General features: G+C 61.9%; 22 protein-coding genes, 1 other RNA gene and 1 pseudogene. 15 read left to right on the top strand and 9 right to left on the bottom strand.

Annotated elements, in window-relative coordinates; genetic code table 11:
- Positions 1 to 120: 120 nt before the first annotated feature.
- From GYA95_RS15100 to puuE, 4 genes are read right to left on the bottom strand one after another with little or no spacing between them, the layout of a single operon-like run.
- Positions 121 to 1,449: a urate hydroxylase PuuD gene (locus GYA95_RS15100; protein WP_015271163.1), complete on the bottom strand. Its 1,329-nt coding sequence runs from the start codon at positions 1,447 to 1,449 to the stop codon at positions 121 to 123.
- Between the two features lie 59 nt (positions 1,450 to 1,508).
- Positions 1,509 to 2,012 carry an ureidoglycolate lyase gene (locus tag GYA95_RS15095; RefSeq protein ID WP_003259500.1) on the bottom strand — a complete coding sequence of 168 codons (504 nt, stop codon included), beginning with the start codon at positions 2,010 to 2,012 and terminating at the stop codon, positions 1,509 to 1,511.
- 56 nt (positions 2,013 to 2,068) lie between these two features.
- Positions 2,069 to 2,584, bottom strand: a complete 516-nt coding sequence (gene uraD / locus GYA95_RS15090) for a 2-oxo-4-hydroxy-4-carboxy-5-ureidoimidazoline decarboxylase (RefSeq protein ID WP_013973532.1) — start codon at positions 2,582 to 2,584, stop codon at positions 2,069 to 2,071.
- The gene (gene puuE / locus GYA95_RS15085; RefSeq protein ID WP_013973531.1) at positions 2,584 to 3,510 is read right to left on the bottom strand and encodes an allantoinase PuuE; all 927 of its coding nucleotides are present in this window, start codon (positions 3,508 to 3,510) and stop codon (positions 2,584 to 2,586) included. Before puuE ends, uraD begins: the two co-directional genes overlap by 1 nt.
- Positions 3,511 to 3,585: 75 nt before the next feature.
- Here puuE and GYA95_RS15080 point away from each other — a divergent pair, with 75 nt between their 5' ends.
- The 3 genes and pseudogenes from GYA95_RS15080 to GYA95_RS27940 all read left to right on the top strand — a co-directional run.
- Positions 3,586 to 3,891 carry a hypothetical protein gene (locus GYA95_RS15080; protein WP_137188562.1) on the top strand — a complete coding sequence of 102 codons (306 nt, stop codon included), beginning with the start codon at positions 3,586 to 3,588 and terminating at the stop codon, positions 3,889 to 3,891.
- Between the two features lie 17 nt (positions 3,892 to 3,908).
- On the top strand, positions 3,909 to 4,262 hold the full coding sequence (gene uraH / locus GYA95_RS15075; protein ID WP_003259496.1) for a hydroxyisourate hydrolase: 354 nt from the start codon (positions 3,909 to 3,911) through the stop codon (positions 4,260 to 4,262).
- 179 nt (positions 4,263 to 4,441) lie between these two features.
- A pseudogene (locus GYA95_RS27940) lies at positions 4,442 to 4,684 on the top strand (RHS repeat-associated core domain-containing protein); the annotation flags it as partial.
- Between the two features lie 485 nt (positions 4,685 to 5,169).
- Here the strand turns inward: GYA95_RS27940 and GYA95_RS15065 are convergent.
- On the bottom strand, positions 5,170 to 6,519 hold the full coding sequence (locus GYA95_RS15065; RefSeq protein ID WP_013973528.1) for an NCS2 family permease: 1,350 nt from the start codon (positions 6,517 to 6,519) through the stop codon (positions 5,170 to 5,172).
- A gap of 282 nt (positions 6,520 to 6,801) precedes the next feature.
- On the opposite strand from GYA95_RS15065, the gene GYA95_RS15060 reads away from it, so the two are divergent.
- The gene (locus GYA95_RS15060; RefSeq protein WP_015271161.1) at positions 6,802 to 7,557 is read left to right on the top strand and encodes a GntR family transcriptional regulator; all 756 of its coding nucleotides are present in this window, start codon (positions 6,802 to 6,804) and stop codon (positions 7,555 to 7,557) included.
- 234 nt (positions 7,558 to 7,791) lie between these two features.
- Entirely contained in the window at positions 7,792 to 8,490 is a 699-nt protein-coding gene (gene aqpZ, locus GYA95_RS15055; protein ID WP_013973527.1) for an aquaporin Z, read from the top strand.
- On the opposite strand, the gene guaD is transcribed toward aqpZ, so the two are convergent.
- The 4 genes from guaD to xdhA all read right to left on the bottom strand — a co-directional run bounded on the left by guaD (position 8,487) and on the right by xdhA (position 14,665).
- A complete protein-coding gene (guaD, locus tag GYA95_RS15050) occupies positions 8,487 to 9,791 on the bottom strand; it encodes a guanine deaminase (RefSeq protein WP_015271159.1) in 1,305 nt (434 codons plus the stop codon). The genes aqpZ and guaD overlap by 4 nt on opposite strands.
- Before the next feature lie 10 nt (positions 9,792 to 9,801).
- Entirely contained in the window at positions 9,802 to 10,647 is an 846-nt protein-coding gene (gene xdhC, locus GYA95_RS15045; protein WP_015271158.1) for a xanthine dehydrogenase accessory protein XdhC, read from the bottom strand.
- A 171-nt stretch (positions 10,648 to 10,818) separates the two neighbouring features.
- A complete protein-coding gene (gene xdhB, locus GYA95_RS15040; protein WP_015271157.1) occupies positions 10,819 to 13,218 on the bottom strand; it encodes a xanthine dehydrogenase molybdopterin binding subunit in 2,400 nt (799 codons plus the stop codon).
- Positions 13,211 to 14,665, bottom strand: coding sequence for a xanthine dehydrogenase small subunit (gene xdhA, locus GYA95_RS15035; protein ID WP_161551425.1), 1,455 nt, complete (start codon positions 14,663 to 14,665; stop codon positions 13,211 to 13,213). The genes xdhB and xdhA overlap by 8 nt, the downstream gene beginning before the upstream one ends.
- Positions 14,666 to 14,933: 268 nt before the next feature.
- Between xdhA and GYA95_RS15030 the strand changes: the two genes are divergently transcribed.
- From GYA95_RS15030 to GYA95_RS14985, 10 genes are all read left to right on the top strand, one after another.
- A complete protein-coding gene (locus tag GYA95_RS15030; RefSeq protein WP_015271155.1) occupies positions 14,934 to 15,593 on the top strand; it encodes a GntR family transcriptional regulator in 660 nt (219 codons plus the stop codon).
- A gap of 3 nt (positions 15,594 to 15,596) precedes the next feature.
- Entirely contained in the window at positions 15,597 to 19,085 is a 3,489-nt protein-coding gene (gene smc / locus GYA95_RS15025; RefSeq protein WP_015271154.1) for a chromosome segregation protein SMC, read from the top strand.
- A gap of 205 nt (positions 19,086 to 19,290) precedes the next feature.
- Positions 19,291 to 20,181 (top strand): cell division protein ZipA, encoded by an 891-nt coding sequence (gene zipA, locus GYA95_RS15020; protein ID WP_015271153.1) that lies wholly within the window; start codon positions 19,291 to 19,293, stop codon positions 20,179 to 20,181.
- Positions 20,182 to 20,419: 238 nt separating this feature from the next.
- Positions 20,420 to 22,750: an NAD-dependent DNA ligase LigA gene (gene ligA, locus GYA95_RS15015; protein ID WP_015271152.1), complete on the top strand. Its 2,331-nt coding sequence runs from the start codon at positions 20,420 to 20,422 to the stop codon at positions 22,748 to 22,750.
- Between the two features lie 330 nt (positions 22,751 to 23,080).
- An RNA gene (ffs, locus tag GYA95_RS15010) (signal recognition particle sRNA small type) lies at positions 23,081 to 23,177 on the top strand.
- Between the two features lie 265 nt (positions 23,178 to 23,442).
- A complete protein-coding gene (locus tag GYA95_RS27680; protein ID WP_170304000.1) occupies positions 23,443 to 23,967 on the top strand; it encodes a hypothetical protein in 525 nt (174 codons plus the stop codon).
- Positions 23,968 to 24,602: 635 nt separating this feature from the next.
- The gene (locus GYA95_RS15000; protein WP_161551424.1) at positions 24,603 to 24,845 is read left to right on the top strand and encodes a hypothetical protein; all 243 of its coding nucleotides are present in this window, start codon (positions 24,603 to 24,605) and stop codon (positions 24,843 to 24,845) included.
- A gap of 16 nt (positions 24,846 to 24,861) precedes the next feature.
- Complete coding sequence (locus tag GYA95_RS14995; protein ID WP_161551423.1) at positions 24,862 to 25,113, top strand: hypothetical protein; 252 nt, start codon at positions 24,862 to 24,864, stop codon at positions 25,111 to 25,113.
- Positions 25,114 to 25,187: 74 nt separating this feature from the next.
- Positions 25,188 to 25,607 (top strand): hypothetical protein, encoded by a 420-nt coding sequence (locus tag GYA95_RS14990; RefSeq protein ID WP_161551422.1) that lies wholly within the window; start codon positions 25,188 to 25,190, stop codon positions 25,605 to 25,607.
- Positions 25,604 to 25,984, top strand: a complete 381-nt coding sequence (locus GYA95_RS14985) for a hypothetical protein (RefSeq protein WP_103462245.1) — start codon at positions 25,604 to 25,606, stop codon at positions 25,982 to 25,984. Before GYA95_RS14990 ends, GYA95_RS14985 begins: the two co-directional genes overlap by 4 nt.
- Positions 25,985 to 25,989 lie beyond the last annotated feature (5 nt).

Raw genomic sequence — 25,989 nt, 5'->3', positions numbered from 1 at the left:
GCTTGCTTGTTGCGTAATACATGAAGCCTGAGGCTGGCTTTGCCGGCCTCTTCGCGGGCACGCCCGCTCCCACAGGGGGAGGTGATCCCCCTTGGGAACGGGTTGCCTGGCGAGGTGCTATCAGTTGACCGGGGCGCCTTTGGCGATCCAGTCACCGACCAGCTTGCGCTCTTCGGTGGTCATCTGGGTGATGTTGCCCAGCGGCATGATCTGGCTGGCGACCGCTTGCGCCTGGATGCGCGCGGCCTGGGCCTGGATCTGCTGCGGGGTGTCGAACATCACGCCGGCAGGGGCGGCGCTGAACAGTGGGCTGGTCGGCTTGGACGAGTGGCACACGGTGCAGCGTTCCTGGATGACATTGTGGATCTTGTCGAAGCTCTCGCCGCCAGCCTGGGCGTTGGCCTGGGCAGGGGCTTCGGCCGGCGCGGCCGGCGCTGCGGCAGCCTTGGCGGCGTCTTCGGCGCGTTGCTCGGCGGCGGTCTTGCCACCTACAGCGGTCGCGGGCAGTGGCTGGTACTCGACCTTCGCCGCGGCTTGCTCAGGGCTGACGGCCATCGGTTTCGGACCGGTGACATAGGCCAGGCAGATCATCGCCAGTGCGCCGACCGGCAGGGTCCAGGCGTACTTGTTGCTGTCGTGGCGGGTGTTGAAGTAGTGGCGGATCAGGACCGCGGCTACTGCGATACCGGCCAGGATCAGCCAGTTGTACTGGCTACCGTAGGTGCTCGGGAAGTGGTTGCTGATCATGATGAACAGCACCGGCAGGGTGAAGTAGTTGTTGTGGCGCGAGCGCAGGAGGCCCTTGGCCGGCAGTACCGGGTCTGGGGTCTGGTTGTTCTCGATCGCCGCAACCAGCTGGCGCTGGGCCGGCATGATGATGCGGAACACGTTGCCGACCATGATGGTGCCGATGATCGCGCCGGTGTGCAGGTACGCACCACGGCCGCTGAACACCAGGCTGAAGCCCCAGCATGCCGCGATGATCAGCACGAACAGTACTGCACCGAGCAGCGCTGGCTTCTTGCCCAGGGGCGAGTCGCACAGGAAGTCGTAGATGAACCAGCCGGCGATCAGCGAGCCGATACCGATGGCCACGCCTTCGGCACCGCTCAAGGTGCTGCCAGGGGCCAGCAGGTACAGGGTCGGGTTCCAGTAGAACACCACGCACAGCAGGGCAATACCGGACATCCAGGTGAAGTAGGCCTCCCATTTGAACCAGTGCAGGTTCTCGGGCATTTTCGGGGGGGCGAGCTTGTATTTCTCCAGGTGGTAAATACCACCGCCGTGAATTGCCCAGAGATCACCCGACAACCCATCGCGCGGGTTGCTTCGGTTCAGGTGGTTCTCCAGCCAGACGAAGTAGAACGATGCACCGATCCAGGCGACACCGGTGATCATGTGAACCCAGCGAATGCTCAGGTTCAGCCATTCGTGAAGGTGTGCTTCCACAGTATGTACCTCTTGCCGGTCACCCGCTCGGGCAATGCCCTTGAATGACCGACCTTTTCTTATTGGTGGGGATTGAGGACCAGCATCTGTTCCTCGGTGAAGTAATGCTCGTCGCAGTTGTTGCCGGAACCACTGCGATCAACCACCAGGAAGTCATCCCGCTTTTCGATCGTCAGCACCGGGTGGTGCCAGACGCCGCGATGGTAATTAACGCCCTGCCTGCCATTACTGCGGAAGGCTCGGACCAAACCTGATACAGGTGCATCGCCAACTGGCGCGACCACGATCAGAAAGGGGTTGCCGAGCAGCGGGATGAAAGCCTGGCTGCCCAGCGGATGGCGTTCCAGCATGCGCACGGTCAGCGGCATGTCCAGCGCGTCGGCGCGGAAGATGCTGATGATCGCCTTGTCTTCAGGCTCGGCGGTTTCGACCGTGGCGAGCTTGTGGAAGCGCATGGTCGAGCCGTTGTTGATCATGAAGTGGTCGCTGCCGTCGGTTTCGATCACGTCTCCGAAGGGGGCGAAGGCTTCTTTGGTCAGGGGCTCGATCATCAGGGTGCGCATGCGGATATCTCTTCTATGTTCGTTGTTCTGGATAAGGCTCAAGCGTTGCGGCGGCTTTACAGCTGCAGCAGGCGGAACAGGGCGATCAGGTTGATCTGCGCCAGGGCTTCCTTGAATTCGGCATCGGCATCGTTGTGGATGCGTTTTTCGAAGGAGGCGAGGATCTGGTGCCGGTTGCTGCCTTTTACCGCCATGATGAACGGGAACTGGAACTTGGCCTTGTAGGCGTCGTTCAGTTCGGTGAAACGGGCGAACTCTTCGGCGGTGCACTGGTGAATACCGGCGCCGGCCTGCTCGTTGGTGCTCGATTCGGTCAGCTCGCCCTGGATGGCGGCCTTGCCGGCCAGGTCCGGGTGAGCGTTGATCAGCGCCAACTGGTCGGCGTGGTTGGCGCTGAGCAGGATGTCGCTCATGCGCTGGTGCAGCGCCTCGATCTCGTCCAGTTCGCCCAGTTGGCCCAGGTCATAGGCTTTTTCGGCTACCCACGGCGAGTGCTCGTAGATGTCGGCGAAGGCCTTGACGAAGGCGTCGCGGTCCAGGGCGGATGGCTTGAGGGTCTTGAAGGCGGTCATCAGGCGTTCTCTTTCTTGTACGGGTGGGTGGCGTGCCAGTGGCGGGCGATGTCCACGCGACGGGCGAACCAGACCTGGTCATGGCTTTTTGCGTAATCGACGAAGCGCTTCAGTGCGGCCAGGCGCGCCGGGCGGCCGACCAGGCGGCAGTGCAGGCCGATGGACAGCATTTTCGGTGCTTCGGCGCCCTCGGCGTACAGCACATCGAAGGCGTCCTTCAGGTACTGGAAGAACTGCTCGCCGCAGTTGAAGCCCTGTACCTGGGTGAAGCGCATGTCGTTGGTGTCGAGGGTGTAGGGGATCACCAGGTGCGGCTTGCCGGTAGGGTTGTTCGGCTCCCAGTAGGGCAGGTCGTCGTCGTAGGTGTCGCTGTCATACAGGAAGCCGCCTTCCTCCATCACCAGGCGACGGGTGTTCGGGCCGGTGCGGCCGGTGTACCAGCCCAGCGGGCGCTCGCCGGTGATTTCGGTGAGGATGCGGATGGCTTCGAGCATGTGCTCGCGCTCCTGGGCCTCGTCCATGTACTGGTAGTCGATCCAGCGGTAGCCGTGGCTGCAGATTTCATGACCGGCCTCGGCCATCGCACGGATCACGTCGGGGTGGCGCTGGGCGGCCATGGCCACGGCGAAGATGGTCAACGGCACGCCGCTGTCCTTGAACAGCTTCAGCAGGCGCCACACGCCGGCACGGCTGCCGTACTCGTACAGCGATTCCATGCTCATGTTGCGCACGCCCTGCAGTGGCTGGGCGGCGACCATTTCCGAGAGGAACGCTTCGGACTCCTTGTCACCGTGCAGGATGTTGCGTTCGCCACCTTCCTCGTAGTTGAGGACGAAAGACAGCGCGATGCGAGCGTTGCCCGGCCATTGCGGGTGAGGAGGGTTGTTGCCGTAACCGATCAGGTCGCGAGGGTAGTCAGCGCTCACTGCAGTCTTCCTTCTTGTGCGTTTGTGCGGGGGTGGGCGGACCGCGTCGGGATGTCGCACCACCGGATGGGCTGATTGTATACAACTTCTGAAATCTTTTGTAAGCCTGTTTTTCCGCATTTCTTCCCTTTTGTCGCCTCGCAGCGACCTGGAAAAACAGTGCAAGAAACCTGCCTGATTGGTCAGCTAATGACGTTGGTGTCGTTACCAGGCCTGTCTTTGCGATCGGTGGGTCGCTCAGGGGCAAGAATCGCTGCGGGCGACAGATGGGTTGAAAAAATTGTGTACAATCTTGGCTCGGAATGTCTTAATGACGTCATTCCCGCCTGCCGCAGGCGCTATGCTGGTGCGACGGCTGAGTATTTTTTGCCCACAGATTGAACAAGAGGCGACAAGCAATGGGACGTTTGACCACACACGTACTGGATGCCGCGCATGGCTGCCCGGGCAGCTCGATCAAGGTCGAGCTGTACCGTGTCGAAGGCCAGCAGCTTGAGCTGGTGAACACCGCCCTGACCAACAGCGATGGCCGCGTCGATGCGCCGCTGCTGCAGGGTGACGACTACCGTACCGGCGTCTACCAGCTGCAGTTCAGCGCCGGTGACTACTACCGTGCCCGCGGCGTGCAGTTGCCGGCCCAGGCGTTTCTGGATGTCGTCGTGCTGCGCTTTGGTATCGACGAGCAGCAGGAGCACTACCACGTGCCGCTGCTGATCTCGCCGTACAGCTATTCGACCTATCGTGGAAGCTAGTTGGTCGCTAGAAGAATCTTCGTAGGTCCTTTGGCCCGCTCTCACACTGGCGGGCTTTTTTTCGTCTGCGTTTTTTATATCAGGTCAAATCACTCACATTTCTGCCAGTACTCTCTTTTTGGTTCATCTGGGATGATCAGCTACCAAGTTGAGGAGCCAGCCTGATGGACACAAAAAATGCGTATGCGCCCTATGGCTACCATCTGCCTGATCAGGGTGTACTCGGCTTCAACGGTGAACAACTGGACCCAGTCACCGAGCATTACCACTTGGGTAATGGTTATCGAGCATTCATTCCCTCTTTGATGCGGTTCAACAGCCCGGACAGCTTGAGTCCGTTCGATCAAGGTGGTTTGAACGCGTATGCCTACTGCCAGGGCGACCCAGTGAATTACCAGGATCCAAGCGGTCATAGCCTTTGGAAAAGGCTGATGGGGGTTGCAAAGCCGCCCAAGCGAGTAGAGGTTCTGGCTGCAGTTGCTAACAAGGGGGTATTTACAAAACTGGTAGGCTGGCACGGGACGAGCCGAAAAAATATTCCTTCATTGGCTAAGGGGCTATCGCCAGTGTATTCAGAGCCTCATAGGCAAGCCCAAGGGCAAGGCTTCTATGTCGCGCCAACCCCTGAACACGCCAAAACATACGCTAATGCCTACGACGATGGTGTTGTCCTGCCGGTACTCGTGCGCAAGGATCTTAATCTGGTCCCCGGTGTAGGTTATAAAAAGGATGTATTTGATGTAGTAGCGATCTTGCCGGCGGCATTTGAGGTTGTAAGCGTGCGGGAAACCGTTCCTTCAGGCGTGACGCCAGCTGAACTCCCTCGAACGGGCATCTTCGCGAAAAAACCAGCACCGGCTAAATAAAAGAGAAGGGCGCCGGAGCGCCCTTTTTGGATGTGGAGGGTTCAGAGGAACACGAACTTGGCAATGAAGATTGCGCACAGCACCCACAGGCTGGCGGAGATTTCCTTGTACTTGCCGGTACCTGCCTTCAATGCCACATAGCTGATGAAGCCCAGGGCAATACCATCAGCGACCGAGAAAGTCAGCGGCATCATGATCACCGTGACGATCGCCGGAATGCTGTCGGTGGCCTCGTCCCAGTGGATATGCGCCATGCTGCCCATCATCAGCATTGCCACGTAGATCAGTGCGCCCGCGGTGGCATAGGCCGGAATCATTCCGGCCAATGGCGCAAAGAACATGGCGGCAATGAACAGCAGGCCGACCACCACCGCCGTCAGGCCGGTACGGCCACCAGCGGCCACACCGGCAGCACTTTCCACATAACTGGTCACCGGCGGCACACCGACCACGGCACCGAACACACTCGAAGCGCTGTCAGCCTTCAGCGCCTTCGACAAGTTCTCGATACGCCCGTCCGGTGCCACCAGGTTGGCTCGCTGCGCCACGCCCATTAGCGTGCCGGCGGTGTCGAACATGTGCACGAACAGGAACGCCAGCACCACGCTGATCATGCTGACGTTGAACACGCCAGCCACGTCCATGGCCATCCAGGTCGGCGCTAGGCTCGGCGGCATCGACATCACCCCGCCAAACTTGACCAGCCCTAGACCCCAGCCGGCCAGGGTGACACCGATGATGCTGATCAGGATCGCGCCGAACACCCGCTTGTAGCTGAGGATGGCGATCAGCAGGAAGCACACCGCCGCCAGCAGCGGCCCTGGCTCATGCAGCGAGCCCAGCTTGATCAGCGTGGCGGGGCTGTCGACGATGATGCCTGCCGTCTTCAGGCCGATCAGCCCGAGAAACAATCCGACGCCGGCCCCCATGGCATGGCGCAGGCTGACCGGGATGCTGTTGAGCAACCATTCGCGCACTTTCGACAAGGTCAGGAACATGAACAGCACACCCGAGACGAATACTGCGCCCAGTGCCGTTTCCCAGTTGTAGCCCATGGTGCCGACCACGGTGTAGGTGAAGAAGGCGTTGAGCCCCATGCCCGGCGCCAGGCCCACCGGCCAGTTGGCGTACAGGCCCATCAGCAGGCAGCCCAGCGCGGCGGCGATGCAGGTGGCGACGAAGGCGGCACCGTGGTCGATGCCTGCGTCGGCCATGATGTTGGGGTTGACGAAGATGATGTAGGCCATGGTGATGAAGGTGGTCACGCCGGCGATCATTTCGGTTCTGACGGTGCTGCCGTGTTGCTTGAGTTTGAAAATCCGCTCCAGCCAGCTCGTTTCGAGCGGTGGAGCAAGATCCAGCGTAGGGGCTTCGGATTTGCGGCTTTCCACAGCGAGTACTCCTCAAGTCTTTCTTGTTGTTCTGGAACCATGGGCCTGCGCAATGCACTTGGCGGCTCCGCGAGGGAAGGCAGACGTCTGACCGGTTTGTTGACTTGTGGGTCAAGAAGTTGCTCGGTGGATTATGCTTTTGTGTACAAATAAAGCAAATAATGTTTTATCTTTTGTGTGCGCAATACGTCGTACAACGGCTATATAGGTAAAAGGCCACCTGCAGAAACGGCTCAGCCTGTGTACAATGGCGCCATACTTTCCTTCGTGCCTCGAGAGCCCATGAACGAACAGCTGCAACCTCTGAAGAAACCTGCGCGTACCGGCAAGGCTGGCCGCAGTGGTACCCAGGACGACATCGTCTACGCGCATATTTTCGAGGCGATCCTCGAGCAGCGTCTGGCACCGGGTACCAAGTTGAGCGAGGAAGCGCTGGGCGAGATCTTCGGCGTCAGCCGCACCATCATTCGCCGCGCGTTGTCGCGGCTGGCCCATGAAAGCGTGGTGCTGTTGCGGCCGAACCGCGGCGCAGTGGTGGCCAGCCCTACGGTGGAAGAAGCCCGTCAGGTGTTCTTCTCCAGGCGCATGGTCGAACGGGCCATTACTGAACTGGCCGTGCAGCACGCTACCCTCGAGCAGCTCAACGAGCTGCGGCAGATGGTGCGGGAGGAGCGCGACAGCTTCTCGCGTGGTGACCGTGGTGCCGGCATTCGTCTTTCCGGCGAATTCCACCTCAAGCTGGCCGAGGCTGCGGGCAATGCGCCGCTGGTCAGCTTCCAGCGCAGCCTGGTGTCGCAGACTTCGTTGATCATCGCCCAGTACGAAAGCGGCAACCGCTCGCATTGCTCGTATGACGAGCACATGCAGCTGATCGATGCCATCGAGGCGCGCGATGCCGAGCAGGCGGTGAGCCTGATGATGCACCACATGGACCACATCGACAGCAAGCTGAACCTGGACGAGGAGAGTGCCTCGGACGACCTGCACGCGGTGTTCTCGCACTTGCTGAAAAAGCCCAAGGTTTCTGCCAAGGGTTGATCGTTTGCCTGGTTGACTGAAGGGGGCTGCTTTGCAGCCCATTCGCAGCACAAGGCTGCTCCTACAGGCATCGCATAACCCCTGTAGGAGCAGCCTTGTGCTGCAAATGGGGCGCGAAGCGGCCCAGCCATTTCTGGCCATTAGCCTGGTGTCTGCTAAATTCTTGTGAGCAAACCTTCATCAAGCAGTTGGGCTTGCGCATTCGTTGCGTTCAACTTCTTGAGGAATGGACTCATGAGCATGTCCCTCGGTAAACGCATGGGGGCCGAGCTGGTCGGCACCTTCTGGCTGGTGCTTGGCGGCTGCGGCAGTGCGGTACTCGCCGCCAGCTCCCCCATCGGCATCGGTGTACTTGGCGTCGCCTTCGCCTTCGGCCTCACCGTGCTGACCATGGCCTTCGCCATCGGCCATATCTCCGGCTGTCACCTCAACCCCGCGGTGTCGTTCGGGCTGGTGGTGGGCGGGCGCTTTCCGGCCAAAGAGCTGCTGCCCTACGTGATCGCCCAGGTGATCGGCGCCATTCTGGCGGCAGGTGTGATCTACCTCATCGCCAGCGGCAAGTCAGGTTTCGAGCTGTCTGCGGGATTGGCTTCGAACGGCTACGCCGACCACTCGCCTGGCGGCTACACGCTCGGGGCGGGCTTTGTCAGTGAAGTGGTGATGACGGCGATGTTCCTGGTGGTGATCATGGGCGCTACCGACGCCCGGGCGCCGGCGGGGTTTGCGCCGATCGCCATCGGTTTGGCTTTGACCCTGATCCACCTGATCTCGATCCCGGTGACCAATACCTCGGTCAACCCCGCGCGTAGCACGGGGCCGGCCTTGTTCGTCGGTGGCTGGGCCCTGCAACAGCTGTGGCTGTTCTGGGTGGCGCCGCTGATTGGTGCTGCGATCGGCGGCGCACTGTACCGGGGTCTGGCAAAAGAACCTTAGCGCTGGTGCACGCAACGCCCAGCGGCGTAGGTTTCACGCACGGTGCGGTCGTCGCCGAGGGTGGTCAGCACGAACAGGGTTTCCTCGATGCTGTTGGACTGCTGAATGCGGTAGTCCAGCAGTGGCGTGGCCTTGTAGTCCAGTACCACGAAGTCGGCATCGTTGCCCGGGCGCAGGCTGCCGATGCGGTCGTCCAGGCGCAGCGCGCGGGCGCCGCCGAGGGTGGCCAGGTACAGTGACTTGTACGGGTGCAGGCGTGCGCCCTGCAGTTGCATCACCTTGTACGCCTCGTTCAGGGTGTTGAGCAGCGAGAAGCTGGTGCCGGCGCCAACGTCAGTGCCCAGGCCCACATTGACCTTGAAGCGCTCGGCCTGGGGCAGGTTGAACAGGCCGCTGCCGAGGAACAGGTTGGAGGTGGGGCAGAAGGCCACCGCCGAGCCGGTTTCGGCCAGGCGCTGGCATTCGTCATCGCACAGGTGCACGCCATGGGCGAATACCGAGCGTTCGCCCAGCAGCTCGAAGTGGTCGTATACGTCCAGGTAACCCTTCTGCTCGGGGAACAGCGACTTGACCCAATCGATTTCCTTGAGGTTTTCCGACAGGTGCGTGTGCATGTACACGCCCGGGTGTTCCTTGAGCAGTTGGCCCGCCAGCGCCAGCTGTTCAGGCGTACTGGTCGGGGCGAAGCGCGGGGTGACTGCATAATGCAGGCGGCCCTTGCCGTGCCAGCGCTCGATCAGTGCCTTGCTTTCGGTATAGCCGGACTCTGCGGTATCGGTCAGGTAGTCCGGGGCGTTGCGGTCCATCATCACCTTGCCGGCGATCAGGCGCAGGTCCAGGCGTTCGGCTTCTTCGAACAGGGCATTGACCGATTCCGGGTGCACACTGCCGAACACCAGGGCGGTGGTGGTGCCGTTGCGCAGCAGTTCCTTGAGGAAGATCTTGGCCACCTGGTCGGCGTGGCCCTTGTCGGCGAACTGCTTTTCGCAGGGGAAGGTGTAGGTGTTCAGCCAGTCCAGCAGCTGCTCGCCGTAGGAGCCGATCATGCCGGTCTGCGGGAAATGGATATGGGTGTCGATGAAGCCTGGGGTGATCAATGCGTCCTGGTAGTGCTCGACCGGGATATCGGCGTCCAGGGTCGGCAACAGTTCGGCGGCGTGGCCTACGGCGCTGATGCGGCCATTGTCGACCACCAGCAGGCCGTCCTCGAAGTATTCATGGGAAGCCTCCAGGCCCACCTCGGCCGGGTCGGCGATGCTGTGCAGGATGGCGGCACGGTAGGCTTTGCGGGTAACGGTCATAACACACTCGTCAAATGGCTTGGCTGCGCCGGGAGGGCGGCAGCAACTGGGCAATGGGGCCGGCATTGGCGGCAGCGTCGTGCTGGCCGAAGCAGGCGTTGTAGGTGGCGATGATTTCACCGGCGATGGACACGGCGATCTCGATGGGCAGCTTGCCCTTGACCTCGGCCAGGCCCATCGGGCAGCGCATGCGCGCCATCACGGCCTCGTCATAGCCGCGCTCGCGCAGGCGGTGTTCGAACTTGACCCGTTTGGTCTTCGAGCCGATCAGGCCGAACCAGGTGAAGTCGTTGCGCTTGAGAATGGCGGCGGTCAATTCCAGGTCGAGCTGGTGGTTGTGGGTCATGACGATGCAGTAGCAGCCTGGCGGCAGCTCTGCCACTTCGTCGACCGGATCCTCGCTGACCACCTTGGTCACCCCGTCGGGGATCAGGGCGGGGAATTCCTGCTCGCGCGAATCGATCCAGCGCACCCGGCAGGGCAGCGCGGCGAGCAAGGGTACCAGAGCCCGGCCGACATGGCCCGCGCCGAACACCGCGATCTGCGCCTGCACCGCGGCCATGGGCTCGAACAGCAGCACAGTGACGCCGCCGCAGCACTGGCCAAGGCTGGCACCGAGGCTGAAGCGCTCCAGATGCGGGGTGGTGCGGTGCTCTTCGAGCATTTGCCGGGCGATGTGCAGGGCCTTGTATTCCAGGTGGCCGCCGCCGATGGTGTCGAACAGGCCGCTGGCGCTGACGACCATTTTCGAGCCGGCATTGCGCGGGGTCGAGCCGCGCTCCTCGATGATGGTAACCAGCACGCAGGCTTCGCCACGGGACTGATGGTCGGCGAGGGCGTTGATCCATTGGTGCATGATGCAGATCCTCTTCAGGACAACGCGGTCCGCTTTGTGTAGGAGCGGCCTTGTGTCGCGAAAGGGCTGCGCAGCAGCCCCAGAAATCCATGTTGCTGTACAGTTTTTTGGGGCCGCTGCGCGGCCCTTTCGCGACACAAGGCCGCTCCTACAAAAAGCGGGCCGGCGGAGTTACTGGGTGACGGTTTCCAGCTCCGGCTCGGCAGGTTGCGCTGCAGCCACCGCCTTGCGCATCTGCTCGCAACCCCACAACACCCGCTCCGGCGTCGCCGGTGCATCCACCTGTGGCTGCACGCGGTAGTCGGCGATGCTGGCCACGGCGTCCTTGATCGCGCACCAGGCGGCGATGCCGAGCATGAACGGCGGTTCGCCCACGGCCTTGGAGTGGAACACGGTGTCCTCAGGGTTCTTGCGGTTTTCCACCAGCTTTACCCGCAAATCCAGCGGCATGTCCGCCACTGCCGGGATCTTGTAGCTGGCCGGGCCGTTGGTCATCAGCTTGCCCTTGGCGTTCCACACCAGTTCTTCGGTGGTCAGCCAGCCCATGCCCTGGATGAAGCCGCCTTCCACCTGGCCGATGTCGATGGCCGGGTTCAGCGAATCACCCACATCGTGCAGGATGTCGGCGCGCAGCATCTTGTATTCGCCGGTCAGGGTGTCGACCACCACCTCCACGCAGGCGGCGCCGAAGGCGAAGTAGTAGAACGGCCGGCCACGTGCCTGGCTGCGGTCGTAGTAGATCTTCGGCGTGCGGTAGAAACCGGTGCTGGACAGCGACACTTGGGCAAAATAGGCCTGCTGCACCAGCTGCTCGAAGCTGACGATCTGGTCGCGCACGCGCACATGGCCGTTGCGGAACTCGACGTCTTCCTCGGTCACCTGGTAGTGCCGCGCGGCGAACTCGGTCAGGCGCTTCTTGAGGATCTCCGCAGCGTTCTGCGCTGCCTTGCCGTTCAGGTCGGCACCACTGGAGGCAGCGGTCGGTGAGGTGTTGGGCACCTTGTCAGTATTGGTGGCGGTGATCTGGATACGGCTGAAATCGACCTGGAAGATCTGCGCCACCACCTGTGCCACCTTGGTGTTCAGGCCCTGGCCCATCTCGGTGCCACCGTGGTTCAGGTGGATGCTGCCGTCGGTGTAGATATGGATCAGCGCACCGGCCTGGTTGAGGAAGGTGGCGGTGAACGAAATACCGAACTTGACCGGGGTCAGCGCCAGGCCCTTCTTCAGGATCGGGCTGTTGGCGTTGAAGCGGCGGATCGACTCGCGGCGCTCGGCATAGTCACTGCTGGCTTCCAGTTCGGCGGTCATCTCTTCGAGCATGTTGTGCTCGACGGTCTGGTAGTAGTGGGTGACGTTGCGCTCGGTCTTGCCGTAGTAGTTGGCCTTGCGCACCGCCAGCGGGTCGCGGCCCAGGTGGCGGGCGATGTGGTCCATCACCTGCTCGATGGCGACCATCCCCTGCGGGCCGCCGAAGCCGCGGTAGGCGGTGTTGGAGGCGGTGTTGGTCTTGCAGCGGTGGCCGTGCACGGTGGCATCGCCCAGGTAGTAGGCATTGTCGGAGTGGAACATGGCGCGGTCGACGATCGAACCGGACAGGTCGGGCGAGTAGCCGCAGTTGCCGGCCAGGTCGAAGTTGATGCCGTGCAGGCGCCCGTCGTCGTCGAAGCCCACGTCGTACTCGACGTAGAACGGGTGGCGTTTGCCGGTCATGGTCATGTCTTCGACCCGTGGCAGGCGCATCTTGGTCGGCTGGCCGGTCAGGCGCGCCACCACGGCGCACAGGCACGCCGGGCTGGCGGCCTGGGTTTCCTTGCCACCAAAACCGCCACCCATGCGGCGCATGTCCAGCACCACCTTGTTCATTGGCACGTCGAGTACTTCGGCGACCAGTTTCTGCACTTCGGTGGGGTTTTGCGTGGAGCAGTAGACGATCATGCCGCCGTCTTCGGTGGGCATCACCGAGGAAATCTGCGTTTCCAGGTAGAAGTGCTCCTGGCCACCGATGTGCAGGGTGCCCTGGATGCGGTGCGGTGCACTGGCCAGGGCAGCGGCGGAATCGCCACGCTGGTGGGTGTGGCTGTCGAGCACGAAGTGCTTCTTGCGCAATGCCTCGACCACATCCAGCACCGGTTCCAGGTCTTCATACTCGACGATGGCGGCCATGGCCGCACGGCGTGCGGTGTCGAGGTCGCGGGCGGCCACGGCGAGCACCGGCTGGCCGAAGAACTCGACCTTGTCGATGGCCAGCAGCGGGTCGCCGGCCACCACCGGGCCGATGTCCTTGAGGCCAGGGATGTCTTCGTGGGTGATGGCGATACGCACGCCCTCGAAGGCATAGCACGGCGTGGTGTCGATGCGCAGGATGCGCGCGTGGGCGCGGTCGGCGGTGCGCGCATAGACGTGCAGCTGGTTGGGGAATTCCAGGCGGTCGTCGATATACACCGCCTCGCCGGACACATGCTTGTCGGCGCTGTCATGCTTGACGCTGCGGCCGACCCCGGTGGTCAGGTCTTGGCTGAACAGTTCGGCCATCTCGGCCTGGCTCTTGGCTACGTGATGGTTAGACATAAGCGGTCACCCGGGTTTCGATGTACGGCGTTTGCTGTTCGATGAAGTACTTGCGCAGCAGGTTCTGGGCGGTCAGCAGGCGGTATTCCTTGCTGGCGCGGAAGTCGCTGAGCGGGGTGAAGTCTTCCGCCAGGGCCTGGCAGGCGCGCTCGATGGCAGCCTGGTTCCACGGCTTGCCGCGTAGCGCTGCTTCGCAGGCACGGGCCCGTTTGGGGATTGCCGCCATGCCGCCGAAGGCGATGCGCACACCGCTGACCACGCCGTCTTCGATGCTCAGGTTGAAGGCGCCGCACACGGCAGAAATGTCATCGTCCAGGCGCTTGGACACTTTATAGGCGCGGAACGCCCAATCGCTGGTGGCGCGCGGCACGATGATTTTCTCGATGAACTCGCTGTCCTGGCGGGCGGTGATGCGGTAGTCGATGAAGTAGTCTTCCAGTGGCATCACCCGCTGGCGATCGCCCTGGCGCAGGACGATCTGCGCATCCAGGGCAATCAGCAGGGGTGGCGAGTCACCGATTGGCGAAGCGTTGCCGATATTGCCGCCCAGGGTGCCCTGGTTGCGGATCTGCAGCGAGGCGAAGCGGTGCAGCAGGGCACCGAAGTCCGGGTATTCCTCGTTCAGCGCACCGTAGCAGTCGGTGAGCGGTGTGGCGGCGCCGATTTCCAGGTGGCTGGCGGTTTTCTCGATGCGCTTGAGCTCGGCCACATGGCCTACGTAGATCATCACCGGCAAGGTCTTGTGAAACTGGGTGACTTCCAGTGCCAGGTCGGTACCGCCGGCCAGCAGCCGCGCTTCGGGGTGCGAGCTGTACAGGTCGGCCAGGTCGGCCACGGTCAGTGGCACCAGGCAGCGCTTGTCGCCACTGTTCAGTTCGCCGGTCTGGGTTGGGGCAATGGCCTTGAGGCGGCTGATGGTCTGTGCCTGCTGGGCATCGAACTGGTCGCGGCAGGGCTGGCGGCAGCTCTGCTCGGCGACGTCGAGGATCGGCCGGTAGCCGGTGCAGCGGCACAGGTTGCCGGCCAGGGCTTCCTGGGCCTGGTGCAGGTCGGGGCCGCTGCTGTTCTTCTGCAGGGCGAACAGCGACATGACGAAGCCGGGTGTACAGAAGCCGCACTGCGAGCCATGGCAATCGGCCATGGCCTGTTGCACGCTGTGCAGCTGGCCCTGGTGCTTGAGACCCTCGACGCTGATCAGTTGCTTGCCGTGCAGCGACGAGACGAAGGTCAGGCACGAGTTGAGGCTACGGTAGCGGATGCTGTCGTTGCCTTGGTCGTCCTGGGTCAGTTCGCCGACCACCACGGTGCAGGCACCGCAGTCACCACTGGCGCAGCCCTCCTTGGTGCCAGGTTTGCCCAGGTGCTCGCGCAGGTACTGCAGCACCGTCATGTTCGGGTCCAGGGCATGCTCACTACGCAGCTCCTGGTTTACGAGAAACTGGATCACGGGGATGGCCTCGCAATGGTTTTATTGTTGTTGGGCGGACTCTAAGCAAGAGCTGTCCAGCTGGTCAATATTTTTCTGACTCAAAGGTCAAGAAATTGCTCATGTCCAAGCCCGGCCGCACACATTGCCCATATTCCAAGCATAGAACGCGCCGGGCGTGTGGTTGCCTTGCAGGTCAAATAAACCGCCAGGCCCCTCTGCGCGATCAGCGGCCAAGTACGCTACAATCCGCTCCTTGTGCCCAGTTCAATGATTTTGAAGGAAAACCATGACGTTCAAGGCCCCGGACAGCCTCTCCGAGCAGATTGCCGATTACCTGGCCGAACGCATCATCCGTGGCGAGCTGGCGCCAGGCGAGCGTATCCAGGAGCAGAAGGTCACCCAGGCACTCAACGTCAGCCGCGGCTCGGTGCGCGAGGCGCTGCTGATCCTCGAACGCCGCCACCTGGTGGCGATCCTGCCGCGCCGGGGTGCCCATGTGACCGAGCTCGACGAGCGCAGTGTGCGCAGCCTGTGTGCACTGATGGGCGAGTTCTACATCCTGCTGGGTAACGCGGTTGCGCAAAAATGGCGCACCGATGCCGACCTGCGCCCGTTCCTGGAGATCCAGCAGCGCCTGCAGCGAGCCCATGACCAGCTGGACATCAAGGCCTTCGTCGCCGACAGCTTCGCGGTCATGCGGGCGGCCTATCCGTTCGCTGACAACCCTTTCCTGCAGGAAACCGTGGAAAACCTGCAGCCGGCGATGAGCCGTGCCTACTACCTGTCGCTGGACCAGCGCCAGGCCAACATGATCGATTACCTGGACCTGTTCGCCCGCCTGCTCGACGCCGTGATCGCCCGTGACCTGCCGCGCATTCGCGAGGTGCTCACCGCCTATGGCCAGCGCAGCTGCGAACTGGTGCTGGCGGCGTTGGCCCGAGGCTGACCGATGCGCCTGAAGTGCATTCGCCTGGCCGGGTTCAAGTCGTTCGTCGACCCGACCACGGTCAACTTCCCCAGCAACATGGCGGCCGTGGTCGGCCCCAACGGCTGTGGCAAGTCCAACATCATCGATGCCGTGCGCTGGGTGATGGGCGAAAGTTCGGCGAAGAACCTGCGCGGCGAGTCGATGACCGATGTCATCTTCAACGGCTCCAGTGGCCGCAAGCCGGTCAGCCAGGCCAGCATCGAGCTGGTGTTCGACAACAGCGAAACCACCCTGGTCGGCGAATACGCCGCCTACGCCGAGATCTCGATCCGCCGCAAGGTCACCCGCGACGGGCAGAACAGCTACTACCTCAACGGTACCAAGTGCCGCCGGCGCGATATCACCGACATCTTCCTCGGCACCGGCCTGGGGCCTCGCAGCTACTCGATCATCGAGCAAGGCATGATCTCCAAGCTGATCGAGGCCAAGCCCGAGGAGCTGCGCAACTTCATCGAGGAAGCCGCCGGTATTTCCAAGTACAAGGAACGCCGCCGGGAAACCGAGAGCCGCATCCGCCGCACCCAGGAAAACCTGGCGCGCCTGACCGACCTGCGCGAAGAGCTGGAACGCCAGCTGGAGCGCCTGCACCGCCAGGCCCAGGCAGCCGAGAAGTACCGGGAATACAAAGCCCAGGAACGCCAGTTGAAGGCGCGCCTGTCGGCCTTGCGCTGGCGTGATCTGGACGAACGGGTGCGCCAGCGCGAGGCGGTGATCGGCGACCAGGATGTGTCCCATGAGGCGCTGGTGGCCGAGCAGCGCAATGCCGATGCCAGCATCGAGCGCTTGCGCGATGGCCATCACGAATTGTCCGAGCGCTTCAACCAGGTGCAGGGCCGCTTCTACTCGGTGGCCGGTGACATCGCCCGGGTCGAGCAGAGCATCCAGCACGGCCAGCAGCGCCTGCGCCAGTTGCAGGATGACTTCAAGGAAGCCGAGCGCACGCGCCTGGAGACCGAGTCGCACCTCGGGCACGACCGCACCCTGCTGGCTACCTTGGGCGAAGAGCTGGCAATGCTCGAACCCGAGCAGGAAATGACCCTGGCCGCTGCCGAAGAAGCCGCCGCTGCCCTTGAAGAGGCCGAGCTGGGCATGCACGGCTGGCAGGAACAGTGGGACAGCTTCAACAGCCGTTCCGCCGAGCCGCGCCGCCAGGCCGAAGTGCAGCAGGCGCGTCTGCAGCAGCTGGAAGCCAGCCTGGAACGCCAGGCCGAGCGCCAACGCAAGCTGGGCGAGGAGCGCGAGCTGCTGGGCAGCGACCCGCAGGATGCGGCCATGCTCGAACTGGCCGAGCAGCTGGCCAGTAGCGAAATGTTGCTGGAAGAGTTGCAGTTGTCCGAAGAGCAGGTGGTCGAGCGCCTGGAAGGCGCGCGTGAACAACTGCAGCAGGCCACCCAGGCCCAACAGCAGGCGCAGGGCGACCTGCAACGCCTGGGCGGCCGCCTGGCCTCGCTCGAAGCCTTGCAGCAGGCTGCCCTGGAGCCGGGTGCAGGTGCTGCGGACTGGCTGCAGGGCCAAGGCCTGGCGCAACGGCCGCGGCTGGCTGAAGGGTTGCGGGTTGAGCCGGGCTGGGAGCTTGCGGTAGAAACCGTGCTTGGCGCCGACCTGCAGGCTGTACTGGTGGACGACCTCGGTAACCTCGATTTTGCCGGCCTGGAGCAGGGCGAGTTGCGCTTGCTGCTGGCGAGCGGTACCGGCTCGTCGCTGCCTGGTAGCCTGCTGGAAAAGGTCGAAGGCCGTGTCGACCTGTCGCCCTGGCTAGGCCACGTCAAACCCGTGGAAGACCTTGCCCAGGCGCTGGCACAGCGCGCGTCGCTCGGTGAAGGCCAGAGCCTGGTCAGCCGCGATGGCTACTGGGTTGGCCGACACTTCCTGCGGGTGCGCCGTGGCGGCGAAGCCGAAGGCGGCGTGCTGGCACGCGGCCAGGAGATCGAGCGCCTCGGCCAGGAGCAACTGGAGCAGGAAGCGGCGCTGGAGCAGTTGGAACAGCAACTGCAGGCCCTGCGCGAGCAGCAGCTGGACCTTGAAGAACAGCGTGAACAACTGCGCCGTCGCACCCAGGAAGAAAGCCGCCTGCATGGCGAGCTGAAGGCCAACCTGTCGGCTGGCCGCGCACGTGCCGAGCAGGTCGAACTGCGCCGCCGGCGCCTGCAGGAAGAGCTGACCGAGCTGGAAGAACAGCGCGCTCTGGAACATGAGCAACTGGGCGAAGCCCGCCTGCTGCTGCAGGAGGCCCTGGAGCTGATGGCCCAGGACACCGAGCAGCGCGAGCAGTTGATGGCCCGCCGCGACACTTTGCGCGAAAGCCTCGATCGCGTGCGCCAGGAGGCCCGCCAGCACAAGGATCACGCCCACCAGCTGGCTGTCCGCCTGGGCTCGCTGCGTGCCCAGCACGACTCCACCCGGCAGGCACTGGAGCGCCTGGAGCAGCAGGCCGCGCGCCTGATCGAGCGCCAGGAGCAACTGAGCCTGAACCTGGAAGAGGGCGAGGCCCCGCAGGAAGAACTGCGCCTGAAGCTGGAAGAGCTGTTGGAGCGGCGCATGAGCGTCGACGAGGAAATGCGCCAGGCCCGCCTGCACATGGACGAAGCCGACCGCGAACTGCGTGACGCCGAAAAGCGTCGTACCCAGGCCGAGCAGCAGGCCCAATTGCTGCGTGGCCAGCTGGAGCAGCTGCGCCTGGAGTGCCAAGGCCTGGATGTGCGGCGCAAGACCTTGCAGGAGCAGTTGCTGGCCGATGGCTACGACCTGCAAGGTGTGCTCGCCACTCTCGAGGCCGAGGCCAGCGAGCAGGGTACCGAACAGGAGCTGGAGCAGCTCGAGGCGCGTATCCAGCGCCTGGGGGCGATCAACCTGGCGGCCATCGAAGAGTACGAGCAGCAGTCCGAGCGCAAGCGCTACCTGGACGCCCAGGACGCCGACCTGGTCGAAGCCCTGGAGACCCTGGAAAACGTCATTCGCAAGATCGACAAGGAAACCCGCAACCGCTTCAAGGATACCTTTGATCAGATAAATGCCGGATTACAGGCACTTTTCCCAAAAGTTTTCGGTGGTGGCAGCGCTTATCTGGAACTGACGGGCGAAGATCTACTCGATACAGGGGTAACGATCATGGCGCGGCCACCGGGCAAGAAGAACAGCACCATCCATCTGCTGTCCGGCGGCGAGAAGGCACTGACCGCATTGGCGCTGGTGTTTGCCATCTTCAAGTTGAACCCCGCACCGTTCTGCATGCTCGACGAAGTCGACGCGCCGCTGGACGATGCCAACGTCGGGCGCTACGCCCGTCTGGTCAAGGAAATGAGTGAAAGCGTGCAGTTCATTTACATCACCCATAACAAGATTGCCATGGAGATGGCGGATCAGTTGATGGGGGTGACCATGCATGAACCGGGCTGTTCACGTCTGGTTGCCGTCGACGTGGAGGAGGCCATGGCCATGGTCGATGCCTGATGCTCGACGATAAGGGCATATTCCGTAGCGAAATGCCCCCGCCATGTGCGACAGACGGTGTAAAGTTGTCTTTGGTCGTGCTAGCTTAATGTCACTCGTTTTTTGCGTGGGTAAAACGCCTGTCAGAACATAGAGTTGGCGCCACGTGTTAAAGGGCTTTGAACCCTTTGTTTTCAAGCATATTTTTATAGAGGCACGGGATTACATGGAAATCGGTCTGCGCGAGTGGCTGATCGTCATCGGCATCATTGTCATTGCCGGGATTCTTTTCGACGGCTGGCGCCGCATGCGCGGCGGGAAAGGCAAGTTGAAATTCCGTCTGGATCGCAGTTATTCCAACCTGCCGGACGAAGAGGGCAATGCCGAAGTGCTTGGCCCGTCGCGGGTGCTGGATACCCACAAGGAGCCTGAGCTGGACGAAAGCGACCTGCCGTCGCTCAGTGCTTCTGCGCGAGATCGCGAGCGCGAGCCCAAGCCGGCCAAGGCTGCCAAGCGCGGCAAGCGCGCCACCGCTGCTGCGGATGCACAGCAGGGCGACCTGAACCTCAGCGCCGAGCCACGCGAGCCCGACCTGTTTGCCGACAGCGATGACGACTTTGCCGCGGAAAATACCCGCAGCAACGGTGCTGCGCCTGCCAGCAGCAGCGTCAAGGAGCTGCCGCCGGCCGAGGAAGTGCTGGTGATCAGCGTCATCTCCCGCGACGAGGGTGGCTTCAAGGGCCCGGCGCTGCTGCAGAACATTCTGGAAAGCGGCCTGCGCTTCGGCGAAATGGACATCTTCCACCGTCACGAGAGCATGGCCGGTCACGGCGAGGTGCTGTTCTCCATGGCCAACGCCGTCAAGCCCGGCGTGTTCGACCTGGACGACATCGACCACTTCAGCACCCGCGCGGTGAGCTTCTTCCTCGGCCTGCCGGGCCCGCGTCATCCGAAGCAGGCCTTCGACGTGATGGTGGCTGCGGCACGCAAGCTGGCGCACGAACTGAACGGTGAGCTCAAGGACGACCAGCGCAGCGTGCTGACCGCCCAGACCATCGAGCACTATCGCCAGCGCATCGTCGAGTTCGAGCGCCGTGCGCTGACCCAGAAGCGCTGACAGATCCAGACGAAAGAGCAGCCTCAGGGCGTGCTGGTCGGTTCGGGTGTTGTTATCGCCTGTTCCGGCCCCTTCGCGGGTAAACCCGCTCCTACAGGGACACCACAGCCCTTGAGGTTTGTGGTGTCCCTGTAGGAGCGGGTTTACCCGCGAAGAGGCCGGCACAGGCAATAAATACCTCAAACCCCCGGCACCACCCCCAGGCTGCTCTTTTGCTTTGCAAGAGAAGACAAATCCCATGACCGCCGAAACCCGTATCCACGAACTGCGTGCCGAGCTCGACCAGCACAACTACCGCTACTACGTGCTCGATGAGCCAAGCGTGCCCGATGCCGAATACGACCGCCTGTTCAACGAGCTCAAGGCGCTTGAAGCCGAATACCCACACCTGGTAACCCCCGACTCGCCCACCCAGCGCGTCGGTGGCGCAGCCCTGGCCGCGTTCAGCCAGGTCCGCCACGAAGTGCCCATGCTCAGCCTGGGCAACGCTTTCGAAGAAGCCGACCTGCGTGAGTTCGGCCGCCGCGTGGTAGACGGCCTCGACCAGCCCGGTGCGGTCGACTACAGCTGCGAGCCCAAGCTCGACGGCCTGGCCGTGAGCTTGCTGTACCGCGACGGTCTGCTCGTACAGGGCGCCACCCGTGGCGACGGCACCACCGGCGAAGACATCAGTGCCAACGTACGCACCGTGCGCAACATCCCGCTCAGGCTGCAAGGCGAGGGATGGCCTGCGGTGCTGGAGGTGCGCGGCGAGGTGTACATGAGCAAGGCCGGTTTCGACCGGCTCAACGCCGCCCAGGCCGAAGCCGGTGGCAAGACTTTCGCCAACCCGCGCAACGCCGCAGCCGGCAGCCTGCGTCAGCTGGACTCGAAAATCACCGCCAGCCGGCCGTTGGAGTTCTGTTGCTATGGCGTCGGCCAGGTGTCTGCGAGCATTGGCGACAGCCACATCGGCATCCTCGAACAGCTCAAGGCGTGGGGGTTGCCGATCAGCCGCGAACTCAAGCATGCCGCCGGTATCGAAGAATGCCTGGCCTACTACCGCGACATCGGCGAGCGACGCAACAGCCTGCCCTACGGAATCGACGGCGTGGTGTTCAAGGTCAACAGCCTGGCCGCCCAGCGCGAACTGGGCTTCCGTGCTCGTGAGCCGCGCTGGGCGATTGCCCACAAGTTCCCGGCCATGGAGGAGCTGACCGAGGTGCTGGATGTCGAGTTCCAGGTCGGCCGCACCGGCGCGGTAACGCCTGTGGCGCGCCTTAAGCCGGTCAAGGTGGCCGGTGTGACCGTGTCCAACGCCACCCTGCACAACATGGACGAAATCGCCCGCCTGGGCCTGCGCATTGGCGACACGGTGATCATCCGCCGCGCCGGTGACGTGATTCCGCAGGTGATGCAGGTGGTGCTGGAGCGCCGCCCGGAAGATGCGCGCCCGGTGCAGGTGCCGAGTGAGTGCCCGGTATGCGGCTCGCAGGTCGAGCGTACCCAGTTGGTCAAGCGTAGCAAGGGCAAGGAAACAACCAGCGAGGGGGCGGTGTACCGCTGCGTCGGTCGCCTGGCCTGTGGCGCCCAGCTCAAGCAGGCAATCATCCACTACGTGTCGCGCCGCGCCATGGACATCGACGGCCTGGGCGAGAAGAGCGTCGAGCAACTGGTGGACGAAGGCCTGATCGGCTCGCCGGCCGACCTGTACAAGCTGGAATTCGACCAGATCGTCGGCCTGGAAGGCTTTGCCGAAGTGTCCAGCAAGAAGCTGCTGGATGCCATCGAAGCCAGCAAGCGCCCGGGCCTGGCGCGCTTCATCTACGCCCTGGGTATCCCGGACGTAGGCGAGGAGACCGCCAAGGTGCTGGCCCGCTCGCTGGGCAGCCTGGCGCGCGTGCAGCAAGCGCTGCCGCAGGTGCTCACCTACCTGCCGGACATCGGCCTGGAGGTGGCGTACGAGATCCACAACTTCTTCGAGGACGAGCACAACCGCAAGGTCATCAAGCAGCTGCTCGACAGCGGCATGCAACTGCAGGACGAAGGCGAGCTGGCTGCCGAATTCGCCGCCAGCACCACCCTGGCCGGCATGATCGCCAAACTCGACATCGCCTCCGTTGGCCCGACCGGTGCCGAGAAGCTGGTGGCCAAGCTAGACAGCCTGGGCAAGATCATCGCCGCCGACGGTATCGACCTGCGTCAGGCCCTGGCGGCCAAGCAGGCCGAAGCCGTGCGCGAGTTCTTCAAGGATGAAGCCAACCAGAAGCTGGCCCGGGACATCGAGGCACAGTTGCTGGCGTTCGGCATGCACTGGAGCAGCGAGAAGAAAGTGGCCGAAGGCTTGCCGCTGGCTGGCCAGACCTGGGTGCTGACCGGCACCCTGGAGCGCATGAGCCGCGACATCGCCAAGGAAAAGCTGGAAAGCCTGGGGGCCAAGGTGGCGGGTTCGGTATCCGGCAAGACCCACTGCGTGGTGGCGGGGCCGGGGGCGGGGTCCAAGCTGGCCAAGGCCAGTGAGTTGGGCGTGAAGGTGCTTGATGAAGATGCCTTCGTCACCTTCCTGGGCGAGCAGGGCATCGCTGTCTAGCAGGCCAATGGCAGATGTTGCTGCTTGCACAGTCCTTGTGGGAGCGGGCATGCCCGCGAACACGGGCGAAGCCCGTGCCATCCACCGCGGCGCCTGCTTCGCGGCGGTTCGACGCCTCGGCACGCCCGCTCCCACAAGTCCTGCGCTGGTCTTGCTGTCAGCGCTAACCCTGTAGGAGCGGGTTCACCCGCGAATTGGCAGCTCCAGGCCACCCCGGCCCGGACAAGTCATTGAGAAATGATGACTTTTTCTCCTCCAGAGGTTGTATCTGCCCCCAAGACCGGTACAATGGCGCCACTCGCTGTTCAGCGAGCCTTGTAGTGGTGGCCCCATCGGTCCCCCCGCATTGATTACCCGTTAACCTGGTCAGGCCCGGAAGGGAGCAGCCATAGCGGGAACATCGAGTGCCGGGGTGTGGCTGGTGGGGCCGCCTCCATTACGTAAGTCCTTAATTCTAAAGGGCTTTTCTCGCTCAAAATCTCAAAGTGTGACAGCGTTTAGGTACACCTGAGTGGTGCACTGTAAGCGGCATGTTAGCTTGTCTCTGGCTTTTCTCCAATCCACCGGCCAATCCCATCTTCCTCACCTGTTGCTGAGTGGCATTCTGCCGTCTACTGTATATGTGTACATGCAGGGGTGGTAGTTTGCATGTCGTAACGCACTACCGGCGAAAGCAGTCAGGAGGGGGTGGAATGAGTTGGGAGCAAAATGTGGCGGACGCAGTGAATGGCATGGCTGAAGAGATTGCTGAGATTAGAAAATTTCAAGCGGCCTGTGAGAGAGATAGGGATATTGGGACGCTAATGCAGCTCAACGAGAAGCTGATGACTCAGGCCTCAAGCTACACGAACCTAATCATGGTGGCGGGGTATGCGGGGCTCTTTGGGCTATGGTCGACCGTGGTTGAGCGTCTGCCTCAATGGCTTTATGCCCTGTGCGGTCTGCTGGCGTTGCTATCTCTTCTCCTCTTCGTTTCTTGGGAAATTATCAAGATGGTGTGGGGCAGCCTGTACGTTAAGCGTACCAACCAGATGATAACAACGATCGCCAGAGGGGCAAATCAGATAGATATGTATCAAGCGGCAATGTCCCTCTACAGCGTCAAGGTGCATAAGGTTTGGTTGTGGTTTTTCGTACCAACCGTAGCGTTGGGAATGGGGGCTGGGCTTTTGCTTGTCGGTTACTTCAGTTATGAGGTGTGGTGCTCGGTGAGCTGATATGCACAAAGTAGAGCTATAGAAATGGTTGGCGAATGGGGTGGCTCTGGGTGGAGTTCATTCGACGTTTATGACAAAGGTGGCCCACGACAGAAGCGGGATGCTATCAAAAACTGCCACTGGGTTAGCCGCACCTTGATTGCTGCGGATCATCTTGCAGGCATAGTCGTCAAGGTGAGCAGCCGATTCAAATTCCGCTACAGTTCGCACCCGAAAAAATCTGCTCCGGGCGGCAAGACGCAGAAAAATACTGCAAACCACTTGGCACAAGGCCTACAGCGAATACCCACCATTCACTCACAAAGTACGCACAAGTTATCCACAGGCGCTCGCCTTGCAAAGCCCCCAATACCGCATTATCTTGTATCCCGAACACGAAGAAGGCACTACATATAGTGCGCGTGTCAGCTGCTGACCTCGAATGAGGTAGGAAGAAGTGTCTGCGAGTGATTGCGTTCTAAGTTGTAGGAGACCGAAGCGCAACCACTCGCACCATCCGAAGCCGACAGTAGCTACTGAAAGCGTCCGGGGGGAGTGCATTGGGCCAAAGTTTGACGACTCCGTCAACCGCTGGCTGCTGGGCGGCATTCCCTCTTAGGGCTGGTAAACCATCCAACCTTAGAGAAACAAATCTTATGAACACCAAGAAATCATCCGCAAACGCAGCCACTCTGGCCTCGGAAACTCTCCGCGACCCAAACGCATCGGCAATCGCAAAAAGCTTAGCAGCATCCGTGCTCTCGCAATCGTCCTCGACCAAGGAGACGGGCAAGGCCATGGAAGCTAAAGCGTCTCAGGTGCTCCAGTCCGAGAAGTACAGCGAGACGACCAAAAGCCTCGCTGGCTCCGTCCTCTCTCAGTCCAACAAGCAACGCTAAGGGGTGAGACGCGATCATGGCCCTGTATTTCATCGAATACGACCTGCGAAAGCAGCGGAACTACCAAACCTTGTACGACGAATTGGCCAGCTTCAGAGCTGTCCGGATTCTGGAATCGCTGTGGTGCTTCAACCGTGTGAACACGACCGCCGCTAACCTACGCGATCACTTCAGACGGTTCATTGATAATGACGATGGGATCATGCTCTCGGAGGTATCGAACTGGGCGAGCTGGGGCGCTAAAGGAAACCCGAACAATCTGAAGTAGATGCGATGAGGCGAGCACTGAATCTCAGTGCTCGCTTCGCAACCTGTAACCCCCAGATTGAATTCGAGGTCGAAATGAAAACGCCTACTGATTTGGTGATCCTCCGACTCATCTACAAGCTCTACTACGAAGAGTTCAAGAACTTCTCAATGGAGGCTGGCGTCGAGAATGGACGAAAGAGCAAGATCTTCGTTCCTATAGACTGCAAGCTGATAGCCACGCAGCTGAAAGTCGATGCCGACATTGTCTTCGGTAGGCTCTATTACCACATGGAGGAGAAATACGGCTACAGGCGAGATGACGGCAGCAAAGTTGCCTTCTACACGCCACTAGAGGGAGAAGCTAATCGCTGCGTCAATTTTCCTATGCTCGCTTCAGTACTCGCGGGATTAGAGGAGGAGAACAGCAAGGCACAGACGGCGATCTACCTCTCTCTTTTCGCTACGGCTGTAGCAATTATCGCCGTTGTCGTCACATGGCTGACAGCTAAATGAAAATTGCCACGGCAGTGCTTGCCATCGCTATTACCAGCTCTTCCTCCGCAAGTGCGGCCTTCTACACAGAAGAACCTGACCCGGCCTACGAGAAAGCGAGCATTGCCCTTTTCTGCATGAACCACTTCTACAACCGCACAAAGGGGCATCTAGGCACGCAGGCGGGAATGGCAGCACAGGCGGATCTGGCTGGACGACTATCTTCCTTGCCAGACGGCGAGAAGCTAGCAGACAACCTGCGGCTAGCTCTGGACTCGATTACGAAGGATGAAGGGAGTAAGGCAGTTTCGCCCTTCTGTTGGCAATACATCCCACAGGACCACGGTTTGACGACTGAGCAGATCGAACACTTCCTGAAACACAGCTCCCTAGATTGATATTT

The sequence above is a fragment of the Pseudomonas asiatica genome (assembly GCF_009932335.1).
GTDB lineage: Bacteria > Pseudomonadota > Gammaproteobacteria > Pseudomonadales > Pseudomonadaceae > Aquipseudomonas > Aquipseudomonas asiatica.
Note: the sequence above shows the minus strand (reverse complement) of the source record. Positions and strands in the feature narration are given on the sequence as shown.

Excerpts from the sequence above, each read along its gene's own strand:
- aqpZ (WP_013973527.1), top strand. The coding sequence starts at position 7,792 with ATGAGCATGTCCCTCGGTAAACGCATGGGGGCCGAGCTGGTCGGCACC.
- zipA (WP_015271153.1), top strand. The coding sequence starts at position 19,291 with ATGGAAATCGGTCTGCGCGAGTGGCTGATCGTCATCGGCATCATTGTC.
- smc (WP_015271154.1), top strand. The coding sequence starts at position 15,597 with ATGCGCCTGAAGTGCATTCGCCTGGCCGGGTTCAAGTCGTTCGTCGAC.
- GYA95_RS15030 (WP_015271155.1), top strand. The coding sequence starts at position 14,934 with ATGACGTTCAAGGCCCCGGACAGCCTCTCCGAGCAGATTGCCGATTAC.
- guaD (WP_015271159.1), bottom strand. The coding sequence starts at position 9,791 with ATGACCGTTACCCGCAAAGCCTACCGTGCCGCCATCCTGCACAGCATC.
- GYA95_RS15060 (WP_015271161.1), top strand. The coding sequence starts at position 6,802 with ATGAACGAACAGCTGCAACCTCTGAAGAAACCTGCGCGTACCGGCAAG.
- uraH (WP_003259496.1), top strand. The coding sequence starts at position 3,909 with ATGGGACGTTTGACCACACACGTACTGGATGCCGCGCATGGCTGCCCG.
- GYA95_RS14995 (WP_161551423.1), top strand. The coding sequence starts at position 24,862 with ATGGCCCTGTATTTCATCGAATACGACCTGCGAAAGCAGCGGAACTAC.
- xdhB (WP_015271157.1), bottom strand. The coding sequence starts at position 13,218 with ATGTCTAACCATCACGTAGCCAAGAGCCAGGCCGAGATGGCCGAACTG.
- uraD (WP_013973532.1), bottom strand. The coding sequence starts at position 2,584 with ATGACCGCCTTCAAGACCCTCAAGCCATCCGCCCTGGACCGCGACGCC.
- ligA (WP_015271152.1), top strand. The coding sequence starts at position 20,420 with ATGACCGCCGAAACCCGTATCCACGAACTGCGTGCCGAGCTCGACCAG.
- GYA95_RS14990 (WP_161551422.1), top strand. The coding sequence starts at position 25,188 with ATGAAAACGCCTACTGATTTGGTGATCCTCCGACTCATCTACAAGCTC.
- GYA95_RS15095 (WP_003259500.1), bottom strand. The coding sequence starts at position 2,012 with ATGCGCACCCTGATGATCGAGCCCCTGACCAAAGAAGCCTTCGCCCCC.
- GYA95_RS14985 (WP_103462245.1), top strand. The coding sequence starts at position 25,604 with ATGAAAATTGCCACGGCAGTGCTTGCCATCGCTATTACCAGCTCTTCC.
- GYA95_RS27680 (WP_170304000.1), top strand. The coding sequence starts at position 23,443 with ATGAGTTGGGAGCAAAATGTGGCGGACGCAGTGAATGGCATGGCTGAA.
- xdhC (WP_015271158.1), bottom strand. The coding sequence starts at position 10,647 with ATGCACCAATGGATCAACGCCCTCGCCGACCATCAGTCCCGTGGCGAA.
- GYA95_RS15000 (WP_161551424.1), top strand. The coding sequence starts at position 24,603 with ATGAACACCAAGAAATCATCCGCAAACGCAGCCACTCTGGCCTCGGAA.